General features: G+C 61.6%; 23 protein-coding genes. 13 read left to right on the forward strand and 10 right to left on the reverse strand.

The window, feature by feature from the left end:
* The 5 genes from DMY87_RS23350 to DMY87_RS23370 form a co-directional block, all read right to left on the reverse strand.
* Positions 1–1,065 (reverse strand): enoyl-CoA hydratase/isomerase family protein (locus DMY87_RS23350; RefSeq protein WP_110794048.1); only part of this gene is annotated, 1,065 nt, incomplete at its 3' end.
* A gap of 273 nt (positions 1,066–1,338) precedes the next feature.
* Positions 1,339–2,295, reverse strand: a complete 957-nt coding sequence (locus DMY87_RS23355; protein ID WP_110794049.1) for a D-2-hydroxyacid dehydrogenase — start codon at positions 2,293–2,295, stop codon at positions 1,339–1,341.
* A gap of 59 nt (positions 2,296–2,354) precedes the next feature.
* The gene (locus tag DMY87_RS23360) at positions 2,355–2,981 is read right to left on the reverse strand and encodes a glutathione S-transferase family protein (RefSeq protein WP_110794050.1); all 627 of its coding nucleotides are present in this window, start codon (positions 2,979–2,981) and stop codon (positions 2,355–2,357) included.
* Complete coding sequence (locus DMY87_RS23365) at positions 2,981–3,652, reverse strand: Rieske (2Fe-2S) protein (protein WP_110794051.1); 672 nt, start codon at positions 3,650–3,652, stop codon at positions 2,981–2,983. Before DMY87_RS23365 ends, DMY87_RS23360 begins: the two co-directional genes overlap by 1 nt.
* A complete protein-coding gene (locus DMY87_RS23370; RefSeq protein WP_110794052.1) occupies positions 3,649–3,930 on the reverse strand; it encodes a hypothetical protein in 282 nt (93 codons plus the stop codon). The genes DMY87_RS23365 and DMY87_RS23370 overlap by 4 nt, the downstream gene beginning before the upstream one ends.
* A gap of 117 nt (positions 3,931–4,047) precedes the next feature.
* Here DMY87_RS23370 and DMY87_RS23375 point away from each other — a divergent pair, with 117 nt between their 5' ends.
* On the forward strand, positions 4,048–4,905 hold the full coding sequence (locus DMY87_RS23375) for an aromatic ring-hydroxylating oxygenase subunit alpha (RefSeq protein WP_110794053.1): 858 nt from the start codon (positions 4,048–4,050) through the stop codon (positions 4,903–4,905).
* A gap of 61 nt (positions 4,906–4,966) precedes the next feature.
* Here DMY87_RS23375 and DMY87_RS23380 read toward each other — a convergent pair whose 3' ends face one another.
* Positions 4,967–5,164 (reverse strand): CsbD family protein, encoded by a 198-nt coding sequence (locus DMY87_RS23380; RefSeq protein WP_110794054.1) that lies wholly within the window; start codon positions 5,162–5,164, stop codon positions 4,967–4,969.
* Positions 5,165–5,344: 180 nt separating this feature from the next.
* Here DMY87_RS23380 and DMY87_RS23385 point away from each other — a divergent pair, with 180 nt between their 5' ends.
* Together DMY87_RS23385 and DMY87_RS23390 are read left to right on the forward strand one after the other, a co-directional pair.
* On the forward strand, positions 5,345–5,698 hold the full coding sequence (locus DMY87_RS23385) for an ElaB/YgaM/YqjD family protein (RefSeq protein ID WP_245409029.1): 354 nt from the start codon (positions 5,345–5,347) through the stop codon (positions 5,696–5,698).
* 2 nt (positions 5,699–5,700) lie between these two features.
* Entirely contained in the window at positions 5,701–6,141 is a 441-nt protein-coding gene (locus DMY87_RS23390) for a hypothetical protein (RefSeq protein WP_110794055.1), read from the forward strand.
* A gap of 32 nt (positions 6,142–6,173) precedes the next feature.
* Here DMY87_RS23390 and DMY87_RS24490 read toward each other — a convergent pair whose 3' ends face one another.
* Positions 6,174–6,476, reverse strand: a complete 303-nt coding sequence (locus DMY87_RS24490) for a NepR family anti-sigma factor (RefSeq protein ID WP_245409030.1) — start codon at positions 6,474–6,476, stop codon at positions 6,174–6,176.
* Positions 6,477–6,525: 49 nt separating this feature from the next.
* On the opposite strand from DMY87_RS24490, the gene DMY87_RS23400 reads away from it, so the two are divergent.
* The 5 genes from DMY87_RS23400 (at position 6,526) to DMY87_RS23420 (ending at position 10,185) form a co-directional block, all read left to right on the forward strand.
* Positions 6,526–7,320, forward strand: coding sequence for a response regulator (locus tag DMY87_RS23400; RefSeq protein WP_110794057.1), 795 nt, complete (start codon positions 6,526–6,528; stop codon positions 7,318–7,320).
* A gap of 99 nt (positions 7,321–7,419) precedes the next feature.
* On the forward strand, positions 7,420–8,400 hold the full coding sequence (locus tag DMY87_RS23405; protein ID WP_245409031.1) for a sensor histidine kinase: 981 nt from the start codon (positions 7,420–7,422) through the stop codon (positions 8,398–8,400).
* 48 nt (positions 8,401–8,448) lie between these two features.
* Positions 8,449–9,534, forward strand: a complete 1,086-nt coding sequence (locus tag DMY87_RS23410) for a zinc-binding metallopeptidase family protein (protein WP_110794059.1) — start codon at positions 8,449–8,451, stop codon at positions 9,532–9,534.
* A gap of 76 nt (positions 9,535–9,610) precedes the next feature.
* On the forward strand, positions 9,611–9,964 hold the full coding sequence (locus DMY87_RS23415) for a hypothetical protein (protein ID WP_245409032.1): 354 nt from the start codon (positions 9,611–9,613) through the stop codon (positions 9,962–9,964).
* The gene (locus DMY87_RS23420; RefSeq protein ID WP_110794060.1) at positions 9,961–10,185 is read left to right on the forward strand and encodes a hypothetical protein; all 225 of its coding nucleotides are present in this window, start codon (positions 9,961–9,963) and stop codon (positions 10,183–10,185) included. Before DMY87_RS23415 ends, DMY87_RS23420 begins: the two co-directional genes overlap by 4 nt.
* 101 nt (positions 10,186–10,286) lie before the next feature.
* Here DMY87_RS23420 and DMY87_RS23425 read toward each other — a convergent pair whose 3' ends face one another.
* The gene (locus DMY87_RS23425; RefSeq protein WP_082511077.1) at positions 10,287–10,451 is read right to left on the reverse strand and encodes a DUF1328 domain-containing protein; all 165 of its coding nucleotides are present in this window, start codon (positions 10,449–10,451) and stop codon (positions 10,287–10,289) included.
* Positions 10,452–10,622: 171 nt separating this feature from the next.
* On the opposite strand from DMY87_RS23425, the gene DMY87_RS23430 reads away from it, so the two are divergent.
* Positions 10,623–10,832, forward strand: a complete 210-nt coding sequence (locus DMY87_RS23430; protein WP_165826441.1) for a NepR family anti-sigma factor — start codon at positions 10,623–10,625, stop codon at positions 10,830–10,832.
* Positions 10,829–11,395 (forward strand): RNA polymerase sigma factor, encoded by a 567-nt coding sequence (locus DMY87_RS23435; RefSeq protein ID WP_062280489.1) that lies wholly within the window; start codon positions 10,829–10,831, stop codon positions 11,393–11,395. Before DMY87_RS23430 ends, DMY87_RS23435 begins: the two co-directional genes overlap by 4 nt.
* On the opposite strand, the gene DMY87_RS23440 is transcribed toward DMY87_RS23435, so the two are convergent.
* The gene (locus tag DMY87_RS23440) at positions 11,363–11,758 is read right to left on the reverse strand and encodes an ANTAR domain-containing protein (protein ID WP_110794062.1); all 396 of its coding nucleotides are present in this window, start codon (positions 11,756–11,758) and stop codon (positions 11,363–11,365) included. The two genes, DMY87_RS23435 and DMY87_RS23440, sit on opposite strands and share 33 nt — an antisense overlap.
* Positions 11,759–11,877: 119 nt before the next feature.
* On the opposite strand from DMY87_RS23440, the gene DMY87_RS23445 reads away from it, so the two are divergent.
* Entirely contained in the window at positions 11,878–12,633 is a 756-nt protein-coding gene (locus DMY87_RS23445) for a Crp/Fnr family transcriptional regulator (protein ID WP_110794063.1), read from the forward strand.
* Between the two features lie 72 nt (positions 12,634–12,705).
* Here DMY87_RS23445 and DMY87_RS23450 read toward each other — a convergent pair whose 3' ends face one another.
* Complete coding sequence (locus DMY87_RS23450; RefSeq protein WP_099058977.1) at positions 12,706–12,870, reverse strand: DUF1328 domain-containing protein; 165 nt, start codon at positions 12,868–12,870, stop codon at positions 12,706–12,708.
* 249 nt (positions 12,871–13,119) lie between these two features.
* Between DMY87_RS23450 and DMY87_RS23455 the strand changes: the two genes are divergently transcribed.
* Both DMY87_RS23455 and DMY87_RS23460 read left to right on the forward strand, forming a co-directional pair.
* On the forward strand, positions 13,120–14,697 hold the full coding sequence (locus tag DMY87_RS23455; protein WP_425353526.1) for a Re/Si-specific NAD(P)(+) transhydrogenase subunit alpha: 1,578 nt from the start codon (positions 13,120–13,122) through the stop codon (positions 14,695–14,697).
* Between the two features lie 21 nt (positions 14,698–14,718).
* On the forward strand, positions 14,719–16,152 hold the full coding sequence (locus tag DMY87_RS23460) for an NAD(P)(+) transhydrogenase (Re/Si-specific) subunit beta (RefSeq protein WP_110794065.1): 1,434 nt from the start codon (positions 14,719–14,721) through the stop codon (positions 16,150–16,152).
* Positions 16,153–16,351 lie beyond the last annotated feature (199 nt).

The following is a 16,351-nucleotide window of genomic DNA, read 5'->3' on the forward strand; positions in this document are numbered from 1 at the left end:
CAACCGCTCATCCCGCGCCACAAAAAACGCAGCCACACTCTCCGGCGTCACATCCTCCAGCGTCGCCGGGTCCCATTTCGGGTTCCGGTCCTTGTCGATGATCGCGGCGCGGATGCCTTCGTAGAAGTCGGGGACTTTCACCACCTGCAAGGTTCCGGCGAATTCGCGTTCGAGGCAGGTTTCGAGGTCTTTCGAGCGGCGGGCCTCGCGCAGCATCCTGAGCGTCACCTTCAGGCTGGTCGGCGATTTGGCACTGATGGCGACGAGCGTTCTGGTGGCGAGGTCGCACTTTTCCATTTCGAGGGCGGCGATGATCTCCTCGACCGTGTCGAAGGCGAAGCAGCGGTCGATCATCTCGCGGCCCTCGGTGAAAATGCCCTTCGGTCCATCGACGGTATAGTCGCGGATCGTCGAGGCAATGGTTGCCCCAAGGGCAGGTGCGGGCAGGGCGGCGATCCGCTCCAGAAGTTCTGTCACCCGGTTTTGCGGCACATACCAGTCGGCGAAGCCGGCGGTGATGGCATCCGCGCCGTTCACCGCCTCGCCTGATAGCCCCATCCAGGTGCCGAGTTCGCCGGAGGCGCGGGACAAGAGCCAGGTGGCGCCGATGTCGGGGAAGAAGCCGATGCCGGTTTCGGGCATGGCAAGTTTCGTCGTTTCGGTGACGATGCGGTGGCTGCCATGGCTGGAGATGCCGACGCCGCCGCCCATGGTGATGCCGTCCATCACGACGACATAGGGCTTTTTGAAGCGGGCGATGCGGGCGTTCAGGCGATACTCGGCTTTCAGGAATTCGGAGGCCCTGCCGTCGCCGGCCTTGCCGCTTTCATAGAACATCCTGATATCGCCGCCGGCGCAAAGCCCGCGTTCGCCCTCGCCGGTGACGAGGACCGCTGCCACTTGTCGGTCGGCTTCGAAGGCATCAAGCGCCTTGCCGAAATCGAGGATCATGTCGTGGGAAAGGCTGTTCAGCACACGCGGCCGGTTGAGGGCGATCAGGCCAATGGCGCCCTTTTTCGCCGTCAGGATCTCGTCGCCCCGATAGTCCGCTTCCAGATAACGCATGCCGTCCTCCCGTGTGTTTTGAAAGAGTTAGATATGCGTCGTTCTCAAAGGGCAAGGGCTGGGCTGTTACATAGGGAACGGACCCCCCTCTGCCCTGCCGGGCATCTCCCCCACACGGGGGGAGACTGGCTGAACGGCCGGCCCGTTCGCATTCCGTTGGCGTCGCCAAGGGATCGGCAAACGCGGCGCTCCGCTCTCCCCCCTTGTGGGGGAGATGTCACGCAGTGACAGAGGGGGGTATTCCCATGCGATAGTCCTACTGCCTAAGCCGGATCAGCCAACAAGATTGCGGGGCGTGCCGGCGAGAAAAAGCTCGATGTTTTCGATCAGCTGGTCGGCCAGCGCCTGGATTGCCTCGCGGCTCGCCCAGGCGACATGCGGGGTGAGGATGACGTTTTCGCGTAACGCGATCCGCATCATCGGGCTGTCTGGCGCGGGCGGTTCGCCATCGGTGACGTCGAAGCCGGCGCCGGAGATCTGGCCGGCATCGAGCGCCTTTTCCAGCGCCAATTCGTCGACCAGACCGCCGCGGCCGGTGTTGATCAGGAGCGGCTTGCGCTCCATCAGGCCGAATTCTCTGATACCGATCAGACCGCGCGTTTCCGGCGTCAGCGGGCAGTGGAGCGTGATCACGTCCGAGCGCTTCAGGATCTCGTCGAAAGCCGTCTGGCCGGGCTTCAGCTCGGTTGCGCCGCGACGACCGGCGGCGAGCACCGTCATGCCGAAGGCTTCGGCGATCTTGCCCACCGACTGGCCAAGCGTGCCATGGCCGATCACGCCGAGCGTCGCGCCGCCGAGATCGGCGATGGGATAATCGAAATAGCAAAATTGCGCCGCCTGCTGCCAGCGTCCTTCGATCACCGACTGGCGATAGGGCAGGATCGAGCGGCGCAGCGCCAGCATCAGCGCGAAGGTGTGTTCGGGCACCGTGTGTTTGGCATAGTTCCTGATATTGCAGACGGCGATGCCACGCGCCTTCGCTTCCACGAGATCGATGATATCGGTGCCCGTGGCGGCGACGGCGATCAGCTTGAGTTTCGCGGCGCCGGCAAGTGCTTCGGCACGGACGGGAGCCTTGTTGGTGATCACCACATCGGCGTCGCGGATGCGTTCGGCCACTTCATGCGGGGCGCTGCGGGCATGGACCACCATCTCATGCGGCACGGAGGGCGCGCGGACCACGGTTTCCGGCGACAGCGTGTCGCGGTCGAGAAAGACGATGCGGATCATGGCGGACCTCCCTGCGTTGTTATCGACCTAGCCCAGCGGCTTTCGGCCAGCAAGGCAGGTCAGTGGTAATCCGGTACGCCGGGCATGGTAATGAAGCCCGGAAGCGCCCGGAAACGGCGCAGCCAGCGGCGGAGCGCCGGGTATTCGTCGTGATCGATGCCGCAGTCGCGCGAGAGCGCAAAGCTTGGCAGGAGGGCGAGATCGGCCAGTGTCGGGTTGGCGCTGACGAACCAGTCAAAACCTTCGATCTGCTGCAGCGTCATATGGTCCTCCATGATGCGGAAGGCTTTGCGCGCGGCCTCGAGATCGCTGTTGCTGGCGCCTTCGGAAGTGAAGAGCGCTGCCTCGCGGGCGTCGACGGCGGGTTTCAGCTCGCGGCCGGAAAAACCCAGCCATTGCTGGACGCGTCCGAAGTCTGCGGCATCGGCAGGCAGCCAGGGACTATCGGGCGCATGGGCGCGGACGAGGTAAGCGAGGATCGCGGCGGTGCCGAAGAGCCTGACATCGCCGTCTTCGAGGATCGGCAGCGTGCCGGTCGGGTTGAGCGCTAGCATGTGAGGCTTTTCCTGCTCGCGGCCCGGTGCTTTGTCGACGGCAACCGTCTCGAAGGCAAGGCCGAGCATGGAGAGGAGAAGACGAACGCGAAAGCCGTTTTCGTCGAGATGGTAATCGTAAAGCCTGATCATCACGCGGCCTCCATTGAGCGGCCTTCGAGGCGGTTGCGGAGGTCTGTGGCCCAGAGTGCGAGGGTGCGGCGGGTGGCCGTCGAGATGTCGCCGGTGACGGTCATGTGGAGTGCTGTGCGCTCGGCATCGCGGACCTGGGCTGCGATCAGCACGGTCGTGCCGTTTCCTTGCAGGGTCACCGTGGTGGCTGAGGATGCGCTCACGCTGTAGCCCTCCGGCAGTGCTATCGTTACTGCCGAAAGAGCCGCTTCCGCCGACATGTCGAGGTATAGGCTGCGCACTGGTTCGGCCGTCTCAGGAAGTGCCGAAAGCTCAGCCGCATCCGCCCCTTCCGGCGCCATCCAGACGACGCCGGCGCGTTCGGTTGCGGCAAAAGTCGGGACCTTGATGGTCTGGGGCACGTCGAGATCCGGGTGGGCCGGAATGTAGCGACACTGCCCACCGGTGTCGTAGCGCCAGCCGTGATAGAGGCAGGCGATGTGGTCGCCGCGCACGAAGCCAAAACTCATGCGCATGCCGCGATGCGGACAGCGGTCCTCCCAGACATGGATCGCCCCCTTGTCGTCACGCCAGACGACACGCTCCTCGCCGTTGACCAGCGTTCCGGCAGAGGTGCCGGCTTCGATGTCGGCGGAGAGCGCGACGGGGATCCAGGGAGAGGCTGATGTCATGATGCGGCCTTTTCGGGCAGGTCGTCGTCTGTCTGAAATCGTGATACGTCGAGCACGATGCTGTCATAGGGCCCTAGGCTGACAGCCATTTCGAAGGCGTCGATCAGCGCTTCCGGGCCTGAGAGCGTCAGGCGACAGTACTCGTGGTCACACGAGGCAATCGTCAGGCCGAGCGACAGCCGGGTCGCACGATGTTCGGCGAACGCGACAAAACCCTGCGGCTCCAGCCTTCCGGAAAAGGTGAAGCTGACGGTCGCCTGGTCGGTCTTTGCCGTCATCGGATGGGGATCAGTGTTGCCTTGCAATTGTGCGCGCTCTAATTTTTGGGCAATCTAGCGGCGGGCATAATCGGGTTTCAAGCGGTTTCTCCCGTGCTCCAGAGGAAAGACTTGACCATGCAGATCGGTATCGACCAGGCTTCGCTCAATCAGTGGTATGTGCTCGATACCGAGGCGGTGATCCCCGTCGGACGGTCGCAGAACCGGCTGCTTGGAACGGATCTCACCGTCGTCAGGCAAGCGGATGGGGCGATCGAGGTCTTTGCCGAGGGGCGGGCCGAGCCGCTGCCGCTGCGCCATCGCTTCGGCTTCCTCTGGGCGACACTGGGCCAGCCCGAACGCGAGATTTTTCCGCTGCCGGAGGCCGACGAGCCGGACCGGCGTTACGTGCCCTGCGGTGTCGTGACCGTGAAGGCATCAGGGCTTCGCATCGTCGAGAACTTTCTCGACATGGCGCATTTTCCCTTCGTGCACACCGATGTTCTCGGCGCCGAACCGCATACGGAGGTGCAAAGCTACGATGTCGAGATCCGGCGCGAGGAAGACGAGGTCTGGGCGACCAACTGCACCTTCTTCCAGCCGCAGGCGGCGCTGTCGGCGCAGGACGGCATCACCACGCAATACATGTACCGCGTGATGACGCCGTTCACGACGATCCTCTACAAGACCTGCCCGAACGCCACCAATCGCTGGGATGTCATCGGGCTCTTCGTCCAGCCGCTCGATCCTGGCCGCTGCCGGGCGCATCCGATCATGTATCTGATCGACGATGTCTCGACGACGACGGAGCTCATCCATTTCCAGCAGATGATTTTTCTGCAGGATCGCATCATTCTGGAAAATCAGCGGCCGGTGCTCCTGCCGCTGGAGCCGCGCAAGGAAATCCCGACCCGGGCGGATGCCTCGTCGATTGCCTATCGTCGCTGGCTCAAGGAAAAGGGCGTCACCTACGGCGCGACGACCGTGGCTGCGTGAGACAACAAGAAACCCGGAAGCGGCTGCTTCCGGGTTTCTGGAAACTCAAAACCTTGCGGTCTTAGTGGCGGGACATCCAGTCGTCGATCTCGCGATCGGCTTCTTCCTGGGTCTTGCCATAGGCTGCCTGGATCTTGCCGGACAGTTCCTTGCGCTTGCCGTTGATGACGTCGAGATCGTCACCGGTCAGCTTGCCCCACTGGGTCTGGGCCTTGCCCTTGAACTGTTCCCAATTGCCTTCGATCTGATTCCAATTCATCGGTGTTCTCCCGTGTCTGGTAAATTTTCGAGGCTCATGTCCTCGGATGGGAAAACGTCGAAACGCGGCCTGAGTTCCACGCGGAAATCCTTCAAACGAATGGAACAATCGTGTGTCGCGCCGGAACACTCTCCGCCTTGCGGCGTTGTGGGATCAACCAGACAAACAAGGAGACGCATTATGGAACACGTATCGGGCGCACCGAAGGGCGACGTTGAGCGCATGGCTGACGATGTCGCAGACAGCCTCGCTGAAGCAGCATCCACCGATTCCAATGCGACTAGCGGCGATGTCCAGGCCGAACTCGAAAACCTCCGTCGCGATATTGCAGCGCTGACACAGACGCTGGCATCCTTCGGCAGCGGCAAGATCCGCGAGGCGGGCCAGACGTCTCAGGAATATATCGAATCTGCACGCGATACGCTGGTCACGATTGAAGAGGATGTCGAAGCCTATGTCCGCGCCAAGCCCTTCCAGTCGCTGGCGATGGCCGCCGGCGTTGGCTATGTCCTTGCTCTGCTCAGCCGGCGCTGAACATGCTGCCACTCTTCCAGCAATTGGGAATACTCGCCTTCGGCAAGGTGAAACCGACAGCCCGCCGCTTGACCCGGCTGCTCATCGGTGGGGCCGTCATCGCCGTGCTCGCGCTGACCACCTATGTGTCGCTGCTGGTGGCGCTTGGCCTGTATCTCTCGCATGAGGTGGGCGGGCCGCTCGCAGCCGTCATCGTCGGTGGTGTCACGGCCATAACCGCGATTGTCATTGCGGGCATCATCGCTCTGGTCAACCGGCGCAGCGAACGGAAATTGGAGGCGCAAAGGCGGGCGGCGCGGGCGCGCCTCCCCGACCCCATGACCTTGCAGCTTCTGGCGGGCGTGCCGGCTTTGCTCAGGGGGCGATCGCTGCTCGGTGCCGTGACGGTCGCCGCACTCGTCTACGGCGTGACCCGGCTGCAGCACAACTCAGATCGAGACTGATTAACCGGGAATAGCCCAGTATTGGACGCGGGTTATTTCTTGGATTTCATTTCTGCCTCGTGGAGGCGTTCCAGGAGCGACAGCAAGTGGTCGGGGGTGCCTTCGTCAATGATCCCGTCATAATAGCTTCTGAGCTTGGAGGCGATGATGGCATTCGCGTTCACTTGCTTGTTTCCTGAGGATTTCGTCGATTTTTCCGGTTTATCCGGAGGGGTGCCGGTCATGATCTTCGCGTTCCATTGTCTCTCGAGACGAGATTGTGCGAGATGGGAATTAGCCTCATAAGCATCATGATGCAAAAAAGTTCCGAACGGTGGAACTCTTTTTTGTTTCATGCGTTTTTCGCCGAGTCCGCACCATATTCCACTTCGATTGGAGAATTGCATGTCCCTTACCGCCCGCGTCGCCGTCCATCTTCCGTACCTCAGGCGATATGCACGCGCCGTCACCGGTTCGCAGACATCCGGCGACGCCTATGTTGCAGCGGTTCTGGAGGCCCTGATCGCCGATATCTCGATCTTCCCGGATACGGGTGACGATCGGGTCGCCCTCTACCGGCTGTTCGTGACGATCTACGATTCCACCAAGGTGGAGCTGCCGCCGATCGTATCGCCTTTCGCCTGGGAAAAGCGCGCTGCGGCCAATCTTGCGACCGTTCCGACGCGGGCGCGCCATGCCTTCCTGTTGATCACGGTCGAAGGGTTCTCCACGGCGGAAGCCGCCAGCGTCCTGCGCGTGTCCGAAGCGGAGTTCAATTCCTTGTTCAACGAGGCCTCGATGGAAATTTCGCGCCAGGTGGCGACCGATATCATGATCATCGAAGACGAGCCGCTGATCGCCCTCGACATCGAACAGATGGTCGAGGATCTGGGTCACCGCGTGACCGGCATCGCCCGCACCCATGCGGAGGCTGTCGATCTCTACAAGCGCACCAACCCGAAGATGGTGCTTGCCGACATCCAGCTCGCAGACGGCAGCTCCGGTATTGATGCCGTCAACGACATCCTGAAGGTCGACACGGTGCCTGTCATCTTCATCACGGCATTCCCGGAGCGGCTTCTGACCGGCGAACGTCCGGAACCCGCGTTCCTGGTGACGAAGCCTTTCAATCCGGACATGGTCAAGGCCCTGATCAGTCAGGCATTGTTTTTCAACGAACGGGTATCGGAACAGGCATAAGGCGCGCGATCTTCATGGAGTTCGGCCTCTCTCCAGCTCTTTGAGCTGCGGAGGGCCGAGGAGCCGACAAACGGCGGAGCATCACACTTGGTACATCGGTTGACATGGTTTGAACCTCAGCGCGGCGAGGATCAGCTGCGTGAGTTCTTCATAACCGCACTGATCGACGTGGGTGCGAGCCTCATTTTGCAGAGCCGCGATGGGACGTATGTCTGCATCACGTCGCTCCCTCCGCGTTGGAAGCTGACGCCTGGGGTCACGCCGTCCGACACCACGGTCTTCGGCAAGGAGATCGGGGAGCGGCTCGTCGAAATGAAGGCCGGCCTCAAGAATCCCGGCGATCGCGCCGAACTCGAGATCGAGGCGGCCGACGACACCTTCTTCGAATTCCGTTGCCGCATGGCGGAGATGGATAACCACGATCTTCACCTGATCACCGTCGTCATCGACAGGACGGAAGACCGTCGTCGCGAACGGCTTTTGAGAGCGTTGCTGCGCGAGGTGAGTCACCGATCGAAAAACCTGCTGGCGATCATCCAGAGCATCGCCTCGCAGACGGCCCGTTATGCCGGCTCGCTCGACACCTTCCTCGGAAAGTTCCGTGGGCGGTTGCATGCCTTGTCCCAGTCGCAGGACCTGATCACCGATTCGAGCTGGCGCGGTGCCTATTTCCGCGACCTGTTGAAGCAGCAGGTGGAGCGCTACATCCAGGAGAATGGGGATCTTGTTCACGTCTCCGGCGATGATGTGCTTCTGACGCCGAACGCCTCCCTGCATATCGGTCTGGCTCTGCATGAACTGGTGGTCAACGCTGTCAGCCATGGCGATTTCCTGCAAAGACGCCGGCCGATCGAGGTGAGCTGCCGACGGCAGGAATTGCCAGAGGGTCCCGTCGTCAAGATCATCTGGGAGGAGCCATTCTCCGGGATCGACGAGAGCAGGGACGCCAAGGCGAGCCGCTTCGGCAGCACCGTGCTGGAGCGGGTCGTGCCGTCATCGGTCAACGGCCAGGCGAAACACGACCTGAAAAACGGACTTGTTCGTTACGAGCTGACATTTCCGCTCGAGACATTCGACTGATCTCGATCCGCCGGTCTGGCGGCCCCCCCTTCAGCTGTGAGAGCCGCCATGCGCCTTTTTACGTGCAGCAACTGTAGCAATGTCGTGCATTTCGAAAACAACGGCTGTGTGACCTGCAGCGCGCGCCTCGCGTTTCGGCCGGCCGCCCTGGAGATGATCTCGCTCGATCCGGAGGGAACGCCGATCCTTGCCCCCGGTCAGTCGGCGATCGGCCCAGTTATGGCGTGCGCCAATGCCGAGCTCGGCGGCTGCAACTGGCTGGTCGATGACGGGCACCCATCCGGTTTCTGTGTTGCCTGCCGTCACAATGTCACCATTCCGGACCTCACGCTCGTCGAGAACCAGACGAACTGGCAGAAGATCGAACTGGCCAAACGCGGCCTCTTCTATTCCCTCCTGCGGTTCCGTCTGCCGCTTCAGACCCGGACCGAAGATCCGGAGAAGGGCCTGGGCTTCGCCTTCCTTGCGGATGATCCGGAAGCAGAGGGCGAGGAGGGGCATGTGCTGACCGGCCATGCCGAGGGCTTGATCACGCTCAACATTGCCGAGGCATCGGATCCCGAACGCGAGGCAAGACGGGTTGCGCTCGGCGAGCCCTTCCGGACGCTCCTCGGTCACTTCCGCCATGAGGTTGCGCATTACTACTGGAATGTGCTGGTGCGCGACCGCGGTGCCTTCGACGACTTCCGTGCCGTGTTCGGAGACGAGCGCCTGGATTATGGCGAGGCGCTGCAACGGCATTATACGGAAGGTCCCGGATTGGGCTGGGAGCAGAGCTATATCTCGGCCTATGCTGCGAGCCACCCCTGGGAGGATTTCGCCGAGACCTTCGCCCACTACTTCCACATCGTCGATGCTCTCGATACCGCAGATGCCTTCGGCCTGCGGACCAATCCCGACGTGGAGACGGATGCCGTCGGCATCGAGTTGCGGCGTACCTTCGACAGCTATGCGACCGGCACGGTCGAATCCCTCATCCGCGCCTGGGTCCCGCTCACGCTTGCGATCAACAGCATCAATCGCAGCATGGGGCAGCAGGATCTCTATCCTTTCGTTCTTTCAGAACCGGTGTTTGAAAAACTCAAGTATATCCATGGTCTGATCCGCTCCTCGGCGACTGCCAGACCGTTGTGACCCCTTGCATTTCCGGCTCTTCCGGAACTTCTGACCGTTTCTCCGCGTTAACGATTGAGTAACGTGGAGATTGGTCATGAACAGTATGGCAGCCCTTATGGTTATCGTCGCCTGCCACCCGCAGGACGCGACCTGCCTGGAAGAGCCGGTCGCCGTCATTTCTTACCAGAACGACGAAGCGTGCTATGCATCCCTCAACAAGGAGCTGACCCGTGCGCGCAGCATGGCACAATTGGTCTATGGAGACTGTGTGCCTGTCAGCGCTGATCTCGTTGCCGGCAAGTCCATCCGTCAGGACATCGATCCAGCGAAACTGATGGCTCTCAAGGCAACGCCGGCGAGCGCCGGTAGCGTCGAAGCGCAGGCAATGTTGCCGGCGGTTCCGAACCGCGTTCCGATCCCGCTTGAACGCTTCCAGGATATCCGATGAACGGCTTTACACCCGACACTGGCGCTGCTGCGGCGGGCGAACATGGCGACGACAGGCGAGGCCAGCCGGTCGATGCGCAGACGCGTGACATGGCCCAGGAGGCCGGCCTCGACCGGGATCTGGAATCGCAGGTCCCTCCGCTTTACGGCAGCTTCACCCAGCGCGTCGTGATCGCACTCCTCGTTGTCGCCGTCGCCGCGCTGATCTGGATCCTGGCCTAAGAAGATCTTCGCTTCCATCCCTCTTTGTTCTTCCCATCTCCAAACGAAAAGAGGAGGCCGCGCCTTGGGCAGCGGCCTCCTCTTTTTGCCGGATCGCCCGATCAGGCCTGGCGGAACAGGCGCATGGCGAGCGAAACGAGGAAGAGAATGATGAAGATGGCGAAAAGAATCTTGGCAATACCGGCAGATGCACCGGCGATGCCGCCGAAGCCGAGAACGCCGGCGATGAGGGCGACGACGAGAAAGACGAGAGCGTAATACAGCATAGGGGGTTCCTCCTGTTGCGATGACGGAAAAACGTGCCCCGATGGTCTTTGTTCCCTCTTGATCGCGGCCAATCACAATCGATAAGCTGCCAATGAAAAAGTCGTTTTTTCTGGAACATTGTGGCGGATCGGGCGTTACCTGCCGACAATCGCTCAAACCCGTTGGACCACATGACAGAAAACTCAAAAAAAGTGACAGTGTCGGACGGCCTGCCTGGTATGGCGGCCTTTCATCCCGGCGTGTCGGCTCAGTTGCGCGAATTTTATCAGTCGGTCCAGGAAGAAGGCATTCCGCAGCGGTTCCTGGAGTTGCTGGAGCGCCTTGATGTGGCGGAGCGCCGCGCGGAAGAAAGCATTCAAAACAGGGAAGCTGCTCGATGACTGTTGACGCAAAGTCGACCGACCATTCGTTCAAGCGCGATCTTCTGGCAGCGCTACCCAATCTTCGTGCATTTGCCGTGTCGCTCACCGGCCGTCACCATGTGGCTGACGATCTCGTGCAGGACACGATCATGAAGGCTTGGGCAAAACAGGACCACTTCGAGCCTGGCACCAACATGAAGGCCTGGCTGTTCACCATCCTGCGCAACGAGTTCTACTCGCAGATGCGCAAGCGTGGTCGCGAAGTGTCCGACACCGACGGTATCTTCACCTCCCAGCTTTCCACCCACCCCCAGCAGTATGGTTCACTCGATCTGCAGGATTTCAAGCGTGCGCTTGATCAGCTGCCGAGCGACCAGCGTGAAGCCATCATCCTCGTCGGGGCCTCCGGCTTTGCCTATGAGGAGGCCGCCGAGATCTGCGGCTGCGCCGTCGGCACCATCAAGAGCCGCATCAACCGTGCCCGCAACAAGCTGCAGGAAATCCTGGGTGTCAGCGGAGAAGGTGACTACGGTCCGGATGCCAACAGTTCAGCTGTTATCAAGAAGGCTTTCGCCGTCTGAGGTCCGACGATTGGCTGCCTCCAGAACGGCGGCAGCCAACGGCTCTGGCAGCGGTGGCTTGGCCACCACGGGATGGAGGGAGACGATGCTCTGGTTCCGACCGTGGTCGATATATGACGACAGGAACACCGGCTTTGCACCAGCGGCAGAAATGGCGTTGGCGCGAGACACGTTCAGCTGTTCGGTGCCGGCCGCATCCAGGACCACGACGTCGAAATGGGATGTGGCGAGTTGGTCTTGCAGTCGTGCCAGCGGCGTTATGACGACCGTGCAGGCGATCGTTTCCAACAGCATCCGCTCTACCTCCATGGCGATCAGGTACTGGTTATCCGCAATCAGGATGCGGAGCGGCGCTGGAGGCATGTTCAATCCTTCGTTTCGGACCGCTTTATGGTCTTCGAGGGAGGGAGCGTCATTTAAAAAAGACATGTCGGCGCATGGGTTCCATAAGGGAACAGTGTGGCCATTCTGCGAGGTCGTCCATGGTTGCTGAACCACGCCCAAATCCCGTCCGTGTCAGCTGCTATGAATGTCCCTTGCGTCGCATGAAGCAGTTTCGTCCCTTCAGCGAGGAGGAACTGGAATTCGTCGCGCAGTTCAAGCGCGGTGAGCTTCAAGCGGATCCCGGCACGACCGTGCTTGTCGAAGGGGCCCGAAGCGCGCACCTCTACACCGTCCTCTCGGGATGGGGCTTCCGCTACAAGATCCTGGAAGACGGACGGCGGCAGATCCTCAATTACGTGGTGCCGGGAGACATGGTCGGCCTGCAAGGTGCCGTCATGGCGGAGATGCAGCATTCGGTCGAGGCGATGACGGCGATGACGCTGTGTGTCTTCGAGCGCAGCCGGCTGTTTTCCCTGTTCGAGCGTCATGCCGGTCTCGGCTTCGACCTGACCTGGCTCGCCGCGCGCGAAGAGGTCATTCTCGACGAACATCTGCTCAGTATCGGCCGCCGGTCGGCGCTGGAGCGTGCCTCCTATCTCCTGGCCTTCCTCTATGATCGCGGCGTCTTGGCTGGGCTTTTGGACGAGAACCGGCGGCACATTCCGGTCACGCAGACGCATTTTGCCGACACGCTCGGGCTTTCCATCGTCCACACCAACAAGACCCTGAAGAAGCTCTCGGATCGTGAACTGATCCGCTGGCGTGATCGCGGCTGCGAGATCCTGGATCCGGAGGGCCTGCGTGCCATCGCCGGCTGGGTGCCGGGCGATCTGCGGATCCGTCCCTTCATCTGACGGCATCGCTCCCAAACAGAAAAGGCTCGCACGGTGGTGCGAGCCTTTTCTGTTTCTGGCTGATCGCGATGGTCACGCCACGATGATAACGCCGGTGAAGAGCGCGATGATCAGGATCACGAGCACGACGAAGATGAGGATCTTGGCGATGCCGGCAGACGCGCCGGCGACACCGCGAAAGCCGAGAAGGCTGGCAACGGCGGCGATCAGGAGAAAAATCAGGATCCAGTGCAGCATTGTTTGTTCCTTTGGTTGTTCCATCGGGAAAACAGGGATCGGCGATATTTGTTCCATCTGGAAAGCCTGACGCTGCCATCTGCTGCGGTGCAGCAAAAATCGTTTTAAGTGTTTGGCCCCGGCGAGAAACGGACACTTAAGCCTTCAAGCGGGCTGGACAGCCGCCCCCGCTTCTGCTGCTCTCCGCTGCGGAGAGTCCCAGGGGTATCCCCCACGGGGAACAGCGTTTTGGAGCGAGGATCAAGGGAGATGGGATTGAAGATCGGATCGCCTAAAGAGGTTTATGCCGGCGAGGCTCGCGTCGCGATGACGCCTGACAGCGCCACCCAGTTGCAGAAGCTCGGCTATGACTGCGTCATCGAGAGCGGTGCCGGCAAAGCGGCGGGCTTGTCTGACGACGCCTATCGCGCCGCTGGCGTGACGGTGGTCGAGACGGCGGCAGCCCTTTACGAGAGTGCGGACATCATCGCCAAGGTACGCCCGCCGGAAACGTCCGAAGTGGACCGCCTCGGCCCGGGCAAGACACTGATCTCCTTCTTCTATCCGGCGCAGAATTCAGCCCTGCTGGAGCAGGCCAAATCGAAGGGCGCGACCGTCGTTGCCATGGATATGGTGCCGCGCATCAGCCGAGCCCAGAAGATGGATGCGCTGTCGTCCATGGCCAACATTGCCGGCTACCGCGCCGTCATCGAGGCCGGCAACAATTTCGGCCGCTTCTTCACCGGTCAGGTGACCGCTGCCGGCAAGGTTCCGCCGGCGAAGGTTCTGGTCATCGGCGCCGGCGTTGCCGGTCTTGCCGCGATCGGCACGGCGACCTCGCTTGGCGCCATCACCTATGCCTTCGACGTGCGTCCGGAAGTTGCCGAACAGATCGAAAGCATGGGCGCGCAGTTCGTCTTCCTCGAATTCGAAGCCACCCAGGATGGCGCTGCGACCGGTGGTTATGCGGCACCGTCCTCGCCGGAATTCCGCGAAAAACAGCTCGCGAAGTTCCGCGAACTGGCACCGGAGATCGATATCGTCATCACCACGGCGCTGATCCCGGGCCGTGATGCGCCGAAGCTGTGGCTCGCCGACATGGTCGCCGCGATGAAGCCCGGCTCCGTCGTCGTCGACCTCGCCGCTGAGCGTGGTGGCAACTGCGATCTCACCGTGCCCGACCAGAAGATCGTTTCCGACAATGGTGTGACGATCGTCGGCTATACCGACTTCCCGAGCCGCATGGCCGCCCAGTCCTCCACGCTCTATGCCACGAACATCCGCCACATGATGACGGACCTGACGCCGGCCAAGGACGGCGTCGTCGTGCACAACATGGAAGACGACGTCATCCGGGGGGCGACCGTCACCAAGGACGGCGAGATCACCTATCCGCCACCGCCACCGAAGATCCAGGCGATCGCGGCTGCCAAGCCGAAGGAAAAGGTGAAGGAACTGACGGCGGAAGAAAAGCGGGCCCAGGAAATCGCCGCCTTCAAGACGCAGACCCGCAACCAGGTCGGTCTGCTTGCCGCCGGCGGTGCGCTGATCCTGCTTGCCGGTCTCTATGCACCGGCCAGCTTCATGAGCCACTTCATCGTCTTCGTGCTCGCCTGCTTCGTCGGTTTCCAGGTCATCTGGAATGTCAGCCATTCGCTGCACACGCCGCTGATGGCGATCACCAATGCCATCTCCTCGATCATCATTCTGGGCGCCCTTATGCAGATCGGGTCGGGCAACTTCCTGGTGATCATCCTCGCCGCACTGTCGGTCCTGATGGCCGGCATCAACATCTTCGGCGGCTTCATGGTCACACGGCGCATGCTCGCCATGTTCCAGAAGTCTTGAGTTAGGGGAGGGGACACACACATGGAATACGGATTCACCACAGCGGCCTATGTCGTCGCAGCCGTTCTCTTCATCCTGTCGCTCGGCGGTCTTTCCGGCCAGGAAAGCGCCAAGCGCGCCGTCTGGTACGGCATATCAGGCATGGCGCTCGCCGTTGCCGCAACGATCTACGGTCCAGGAGCCGGCAACTGGTTCGTCTCGCTGGTCATGATCGCGATCGGTGGCGCCATCGGCTGGGTCGTTGCCCAGCGCGTCCAGATGACGGAGATGCCGCAGCTTGTCGCGGCGATGCATTCGCTGGTCGGTCTTGCCGCCGTCTTCATCGGCTTCAACGCCCATATCGAAGCCGTCGATGTCGCCGCACTGGATGAGGCCGCCCGCTCGACGCTGACAGGTTTTGCCGCGATCCTCGCGCACAAGACGCCGGTCGAACTCACCATCCTCCGTGTCGAGGTCTTCCTCGGCGTTTTCATCGGTGCGATCACCTTCACCGGCTCGGTCATCGCCTTCGGCAAGCTGGCCGGACGGGTCGACGGCAAGGCAAAGAAACTGCCGGGCGGCCATCTGCTCAATGCCGGTGCAGCACTTGCCTCGCTGATCCTGCTATACCTCTATGTCGGCGGTGCGGGCGCCTGGACGCTGGTGCTGATGACGCTCTTGGCCTTCTTCATCGGCTATCACCTGATCATGGGTATCGGCGGCGCGGACATGCCGGTCGTCGTGTCCATGCTCAACAGCTATTCCGGCTGGGCGGCGGCGGCCATCGGCTTCTCGCTGTCGAACGATCTCCTGATCGTCGTCGGCGCGCTGGTCGGCTCCTCGGGCGCGATCCTGTCCTACATCATGTGCAAGGCGATGAACCGCAGCTTCGTCTCGGTCATCCTCGGCGGCTTCGGCGGCACCACGGGACCACAGATGGAAGTGACCGGCGAGCAGATCGCAATCGATGGCGAAGGTGTCGCCAATGCGCTCAATGATGCGGACTCGGTCATCATCATCCCGGGTTACGGCATGGCGGTCGCCCAGGCGCAGCAGTCGGTCTCGGAACTGACGCGCAAACTGCGCGCCGCCGGCAAGACCGTGCGTTTCGCCATCCATCCGGTTGCCGGCCGCCTGCCGGGGCACATGAACGTGCTGCTCGCGGAAGCGAAGGTGCCTTACGACATCGTTCTCGAAATGGACGAGATCAACGAGGACTTCCCCGAAACGGACGTCGCGATCGTCATCGGCTCGAACGACATCGTCAACCCGGCCGCCCAGGAAGACCCGAACTCGCCGATCGCCGGCATGCCGGTTCTCGAAGTGTGGAAGGCCAAGCAGGTGTTCGTGTCCAAGCGCGGTCAGGGCACCGGCTATTCCGGCATCGAGAACCCGCTGTTCTACAAGGAGAATACGCGGATGTTCTACGGCGACGCGAAGAAGTCGATCGACAGCATTCTGCCGTTGATCAAGTAAGGCGGGTTGGATTTGTGAAGATGGAAAGCCGGGCGGAGACGCCCGGCTTTTTTGTTGGCCTCGCGGACGTGAAAGTGCGGCGGGGGCAACGCAAGGGTTGCCGATCTCAGCCGATTTCGTGGAGCGGCGACCGTTGAGTGCTCCGTGCAATTGATTTGACGGCGCCAAGATGCCGCGCGCATAATGCGTGCACGGCCCC

The sequence above is a fragment of the Peteryoungia wuzhouensis genome, assembly GCF_003205195.1.
Classification (GTDB): domain Bacteria; phylum Pseudomonadota; class Alphaproteobacteria; order Rhizobiales; family Rhizobiaceae; genus Allorhizobium; species Allorhizobium wuzhouense.

What these genes read in the sequence shown, in the direction of transcription:
- DMY87_RS23355 (WP_110794049.1), bottom strand. Translation starts at nt 2,295, where the DNA reads ATGATCCGCATCGTCTTTCTCGACCGCGACACGCTGTCGCCGGAAACC.
- DMY87_RS23360 (WP_110794050.1), bottom strand. Translation starts at nt 2,981, where the DNA reads ATGATCAGGCTTTACGATTACCATCTCGACGAAAACGGCTTTCGCGTT.
- DMY87_RS23365 (WP_110794051.1), bottom strand. Translation starts at nt 3,652, where the DNA reads ATGACATCAGCCTCTCCCTGGATCCCCGTCGCGCTCTCCGCCGACATC.
- DMY87_RS23370 (WP_110794052.1), bottom strand. Translation starts at nt 3,930, where the DNA reads ATGACGGCAAAGACCGACCAGGCGACCGTCAGCTTCACCTTTTCCGGA.
- DMY87_RS23375 (WP_110794053.1), top strand. Translation starts at nt 4,048, where the DNA reads ATGCAGATCGGTATCGACCAGGCTTCGCTCAATCAGTGGTATGTGCTC.
- DMY87_RS23380 (WP_110794054.1), bottom strand. Translation starts at nt 5,164, where the DNA reads ATGAATTGGAATCAGATCGAAGGCAATTGGGAACAGTTCAAGGGCAAG.
- DMY87_RS23385 (WP_245409029.1), top strand. Translation starts at nt 5,345, where the DNA reads ATGGAACACGTATCGGGCGCACCGAAGGGCGACGTTGAGCGCATGGCT.
- DMY87_RS23390 (WP_110794055.1), top strand. Translation starts at nt 5,701, where the DNA reads ATGCTGCCACTCTTCCAGCAATTGGGAATACTCGCCTTCGGCAAGGTG.
- DMY87_RS24490 (WP_245409030.1), bottom strand. Translation starts at nt 6,476, where the DNA reads ATGAAACAAAAAAGAGTTCCACCGTTCGGAACTTTTTTGCATCATGAT.
- DMY87_RS23400 (WP_110794057.1), top strand. Translation starts at nt 6,526, where the DNA reads ATGTCCCTTACCGCCCGCGTCGCCGTCCATCTTCCGTACCTCAGGCGA.
- DMY87_RS23410 (WP_110794059.1), top strand. Translation starts at nt 8,449, where the DNA reads ATGCGCCTTTTTACGTGCAGCAACTGTAGCAATGTCGTGCATTTCGAA.
- DMY87_RS23415 (WP_245409032.1), top strand. Translation starts at nt 9,611, where the DNA reads ATGAACAGTATGGCAGCCCTTATGGTTATCGTCGCCTGCCACCCGCAG.
- DMY87_RS23420 (WP_110794060.1), top strand. Translation starts at nt 9,961, where the DNA reads ATGAACGGCTTTACACCCGACACTGGCGCTGCTGCGGCGGGCGAACAT.
- DMY87_RS23425 (WP_082511077.1), bottom strand. Translation starts at nt 10,451, where the DNA reads ATGCTGTATTACGCTCTCGTCTTTCTCGTCGTCGCCCTCATCGCCGGC.
- DMY87_RS23430 (WP_165826441.1), top strand. Translation starts at nt 10,623, where the DNA reads ATGACAGAAAACTCAAAAAAAGTGACAGTGTCGGACGGCCTGCCTGGT.
- DMY87_RS23435 (WP_062280489.1), top strand. Translation starts at nt 10,829, where the DNA reads ATGACTGTTGACGCAAAGTCGACCGACCATTCGTTCAAGCGCGATCTT.
- DMY87_RS23440 (WP_110794062.1), bottom strand. Translation starts at nt 11,758, where the DNA reads ATGCCTCCAGCGCCGCTCCGCATCCTGATTGCGGATAACCAGTACCTG.
- DMY87_RS23445 (WP_110794063.1), top strand. Translation starts at nt 11,878, where the DNA reads ATGGTTGCTGAACCACGCCCAAATCCCGTCCGTGTCAGCTGCTATGAA.
- DMY87_RS23450 (WP_099058977.1), bottom strand. Translation starts at nt 12,870, where the DNA reads ATGCTGCACTGGATCCTGATTTTTCTCCTGATCGCCGCCGTTGCCAGC.
- DMY87_RS23455 (WP_425353526.1), top strand. Translation starts at nt 13,120, where the DNA reads ATGGGATTGAAGATCGGATCGCCTAAAGAGGTTTATGCCGGCGAGGCT.
- DMY87_RS23460 (WP_110794065.1), top strand. Translation starts at nt 14,719, where the DNA reads ATGGAATACGGATTCACCACAGCGGCCTATGTCGTCGCAGCCGTTCTC.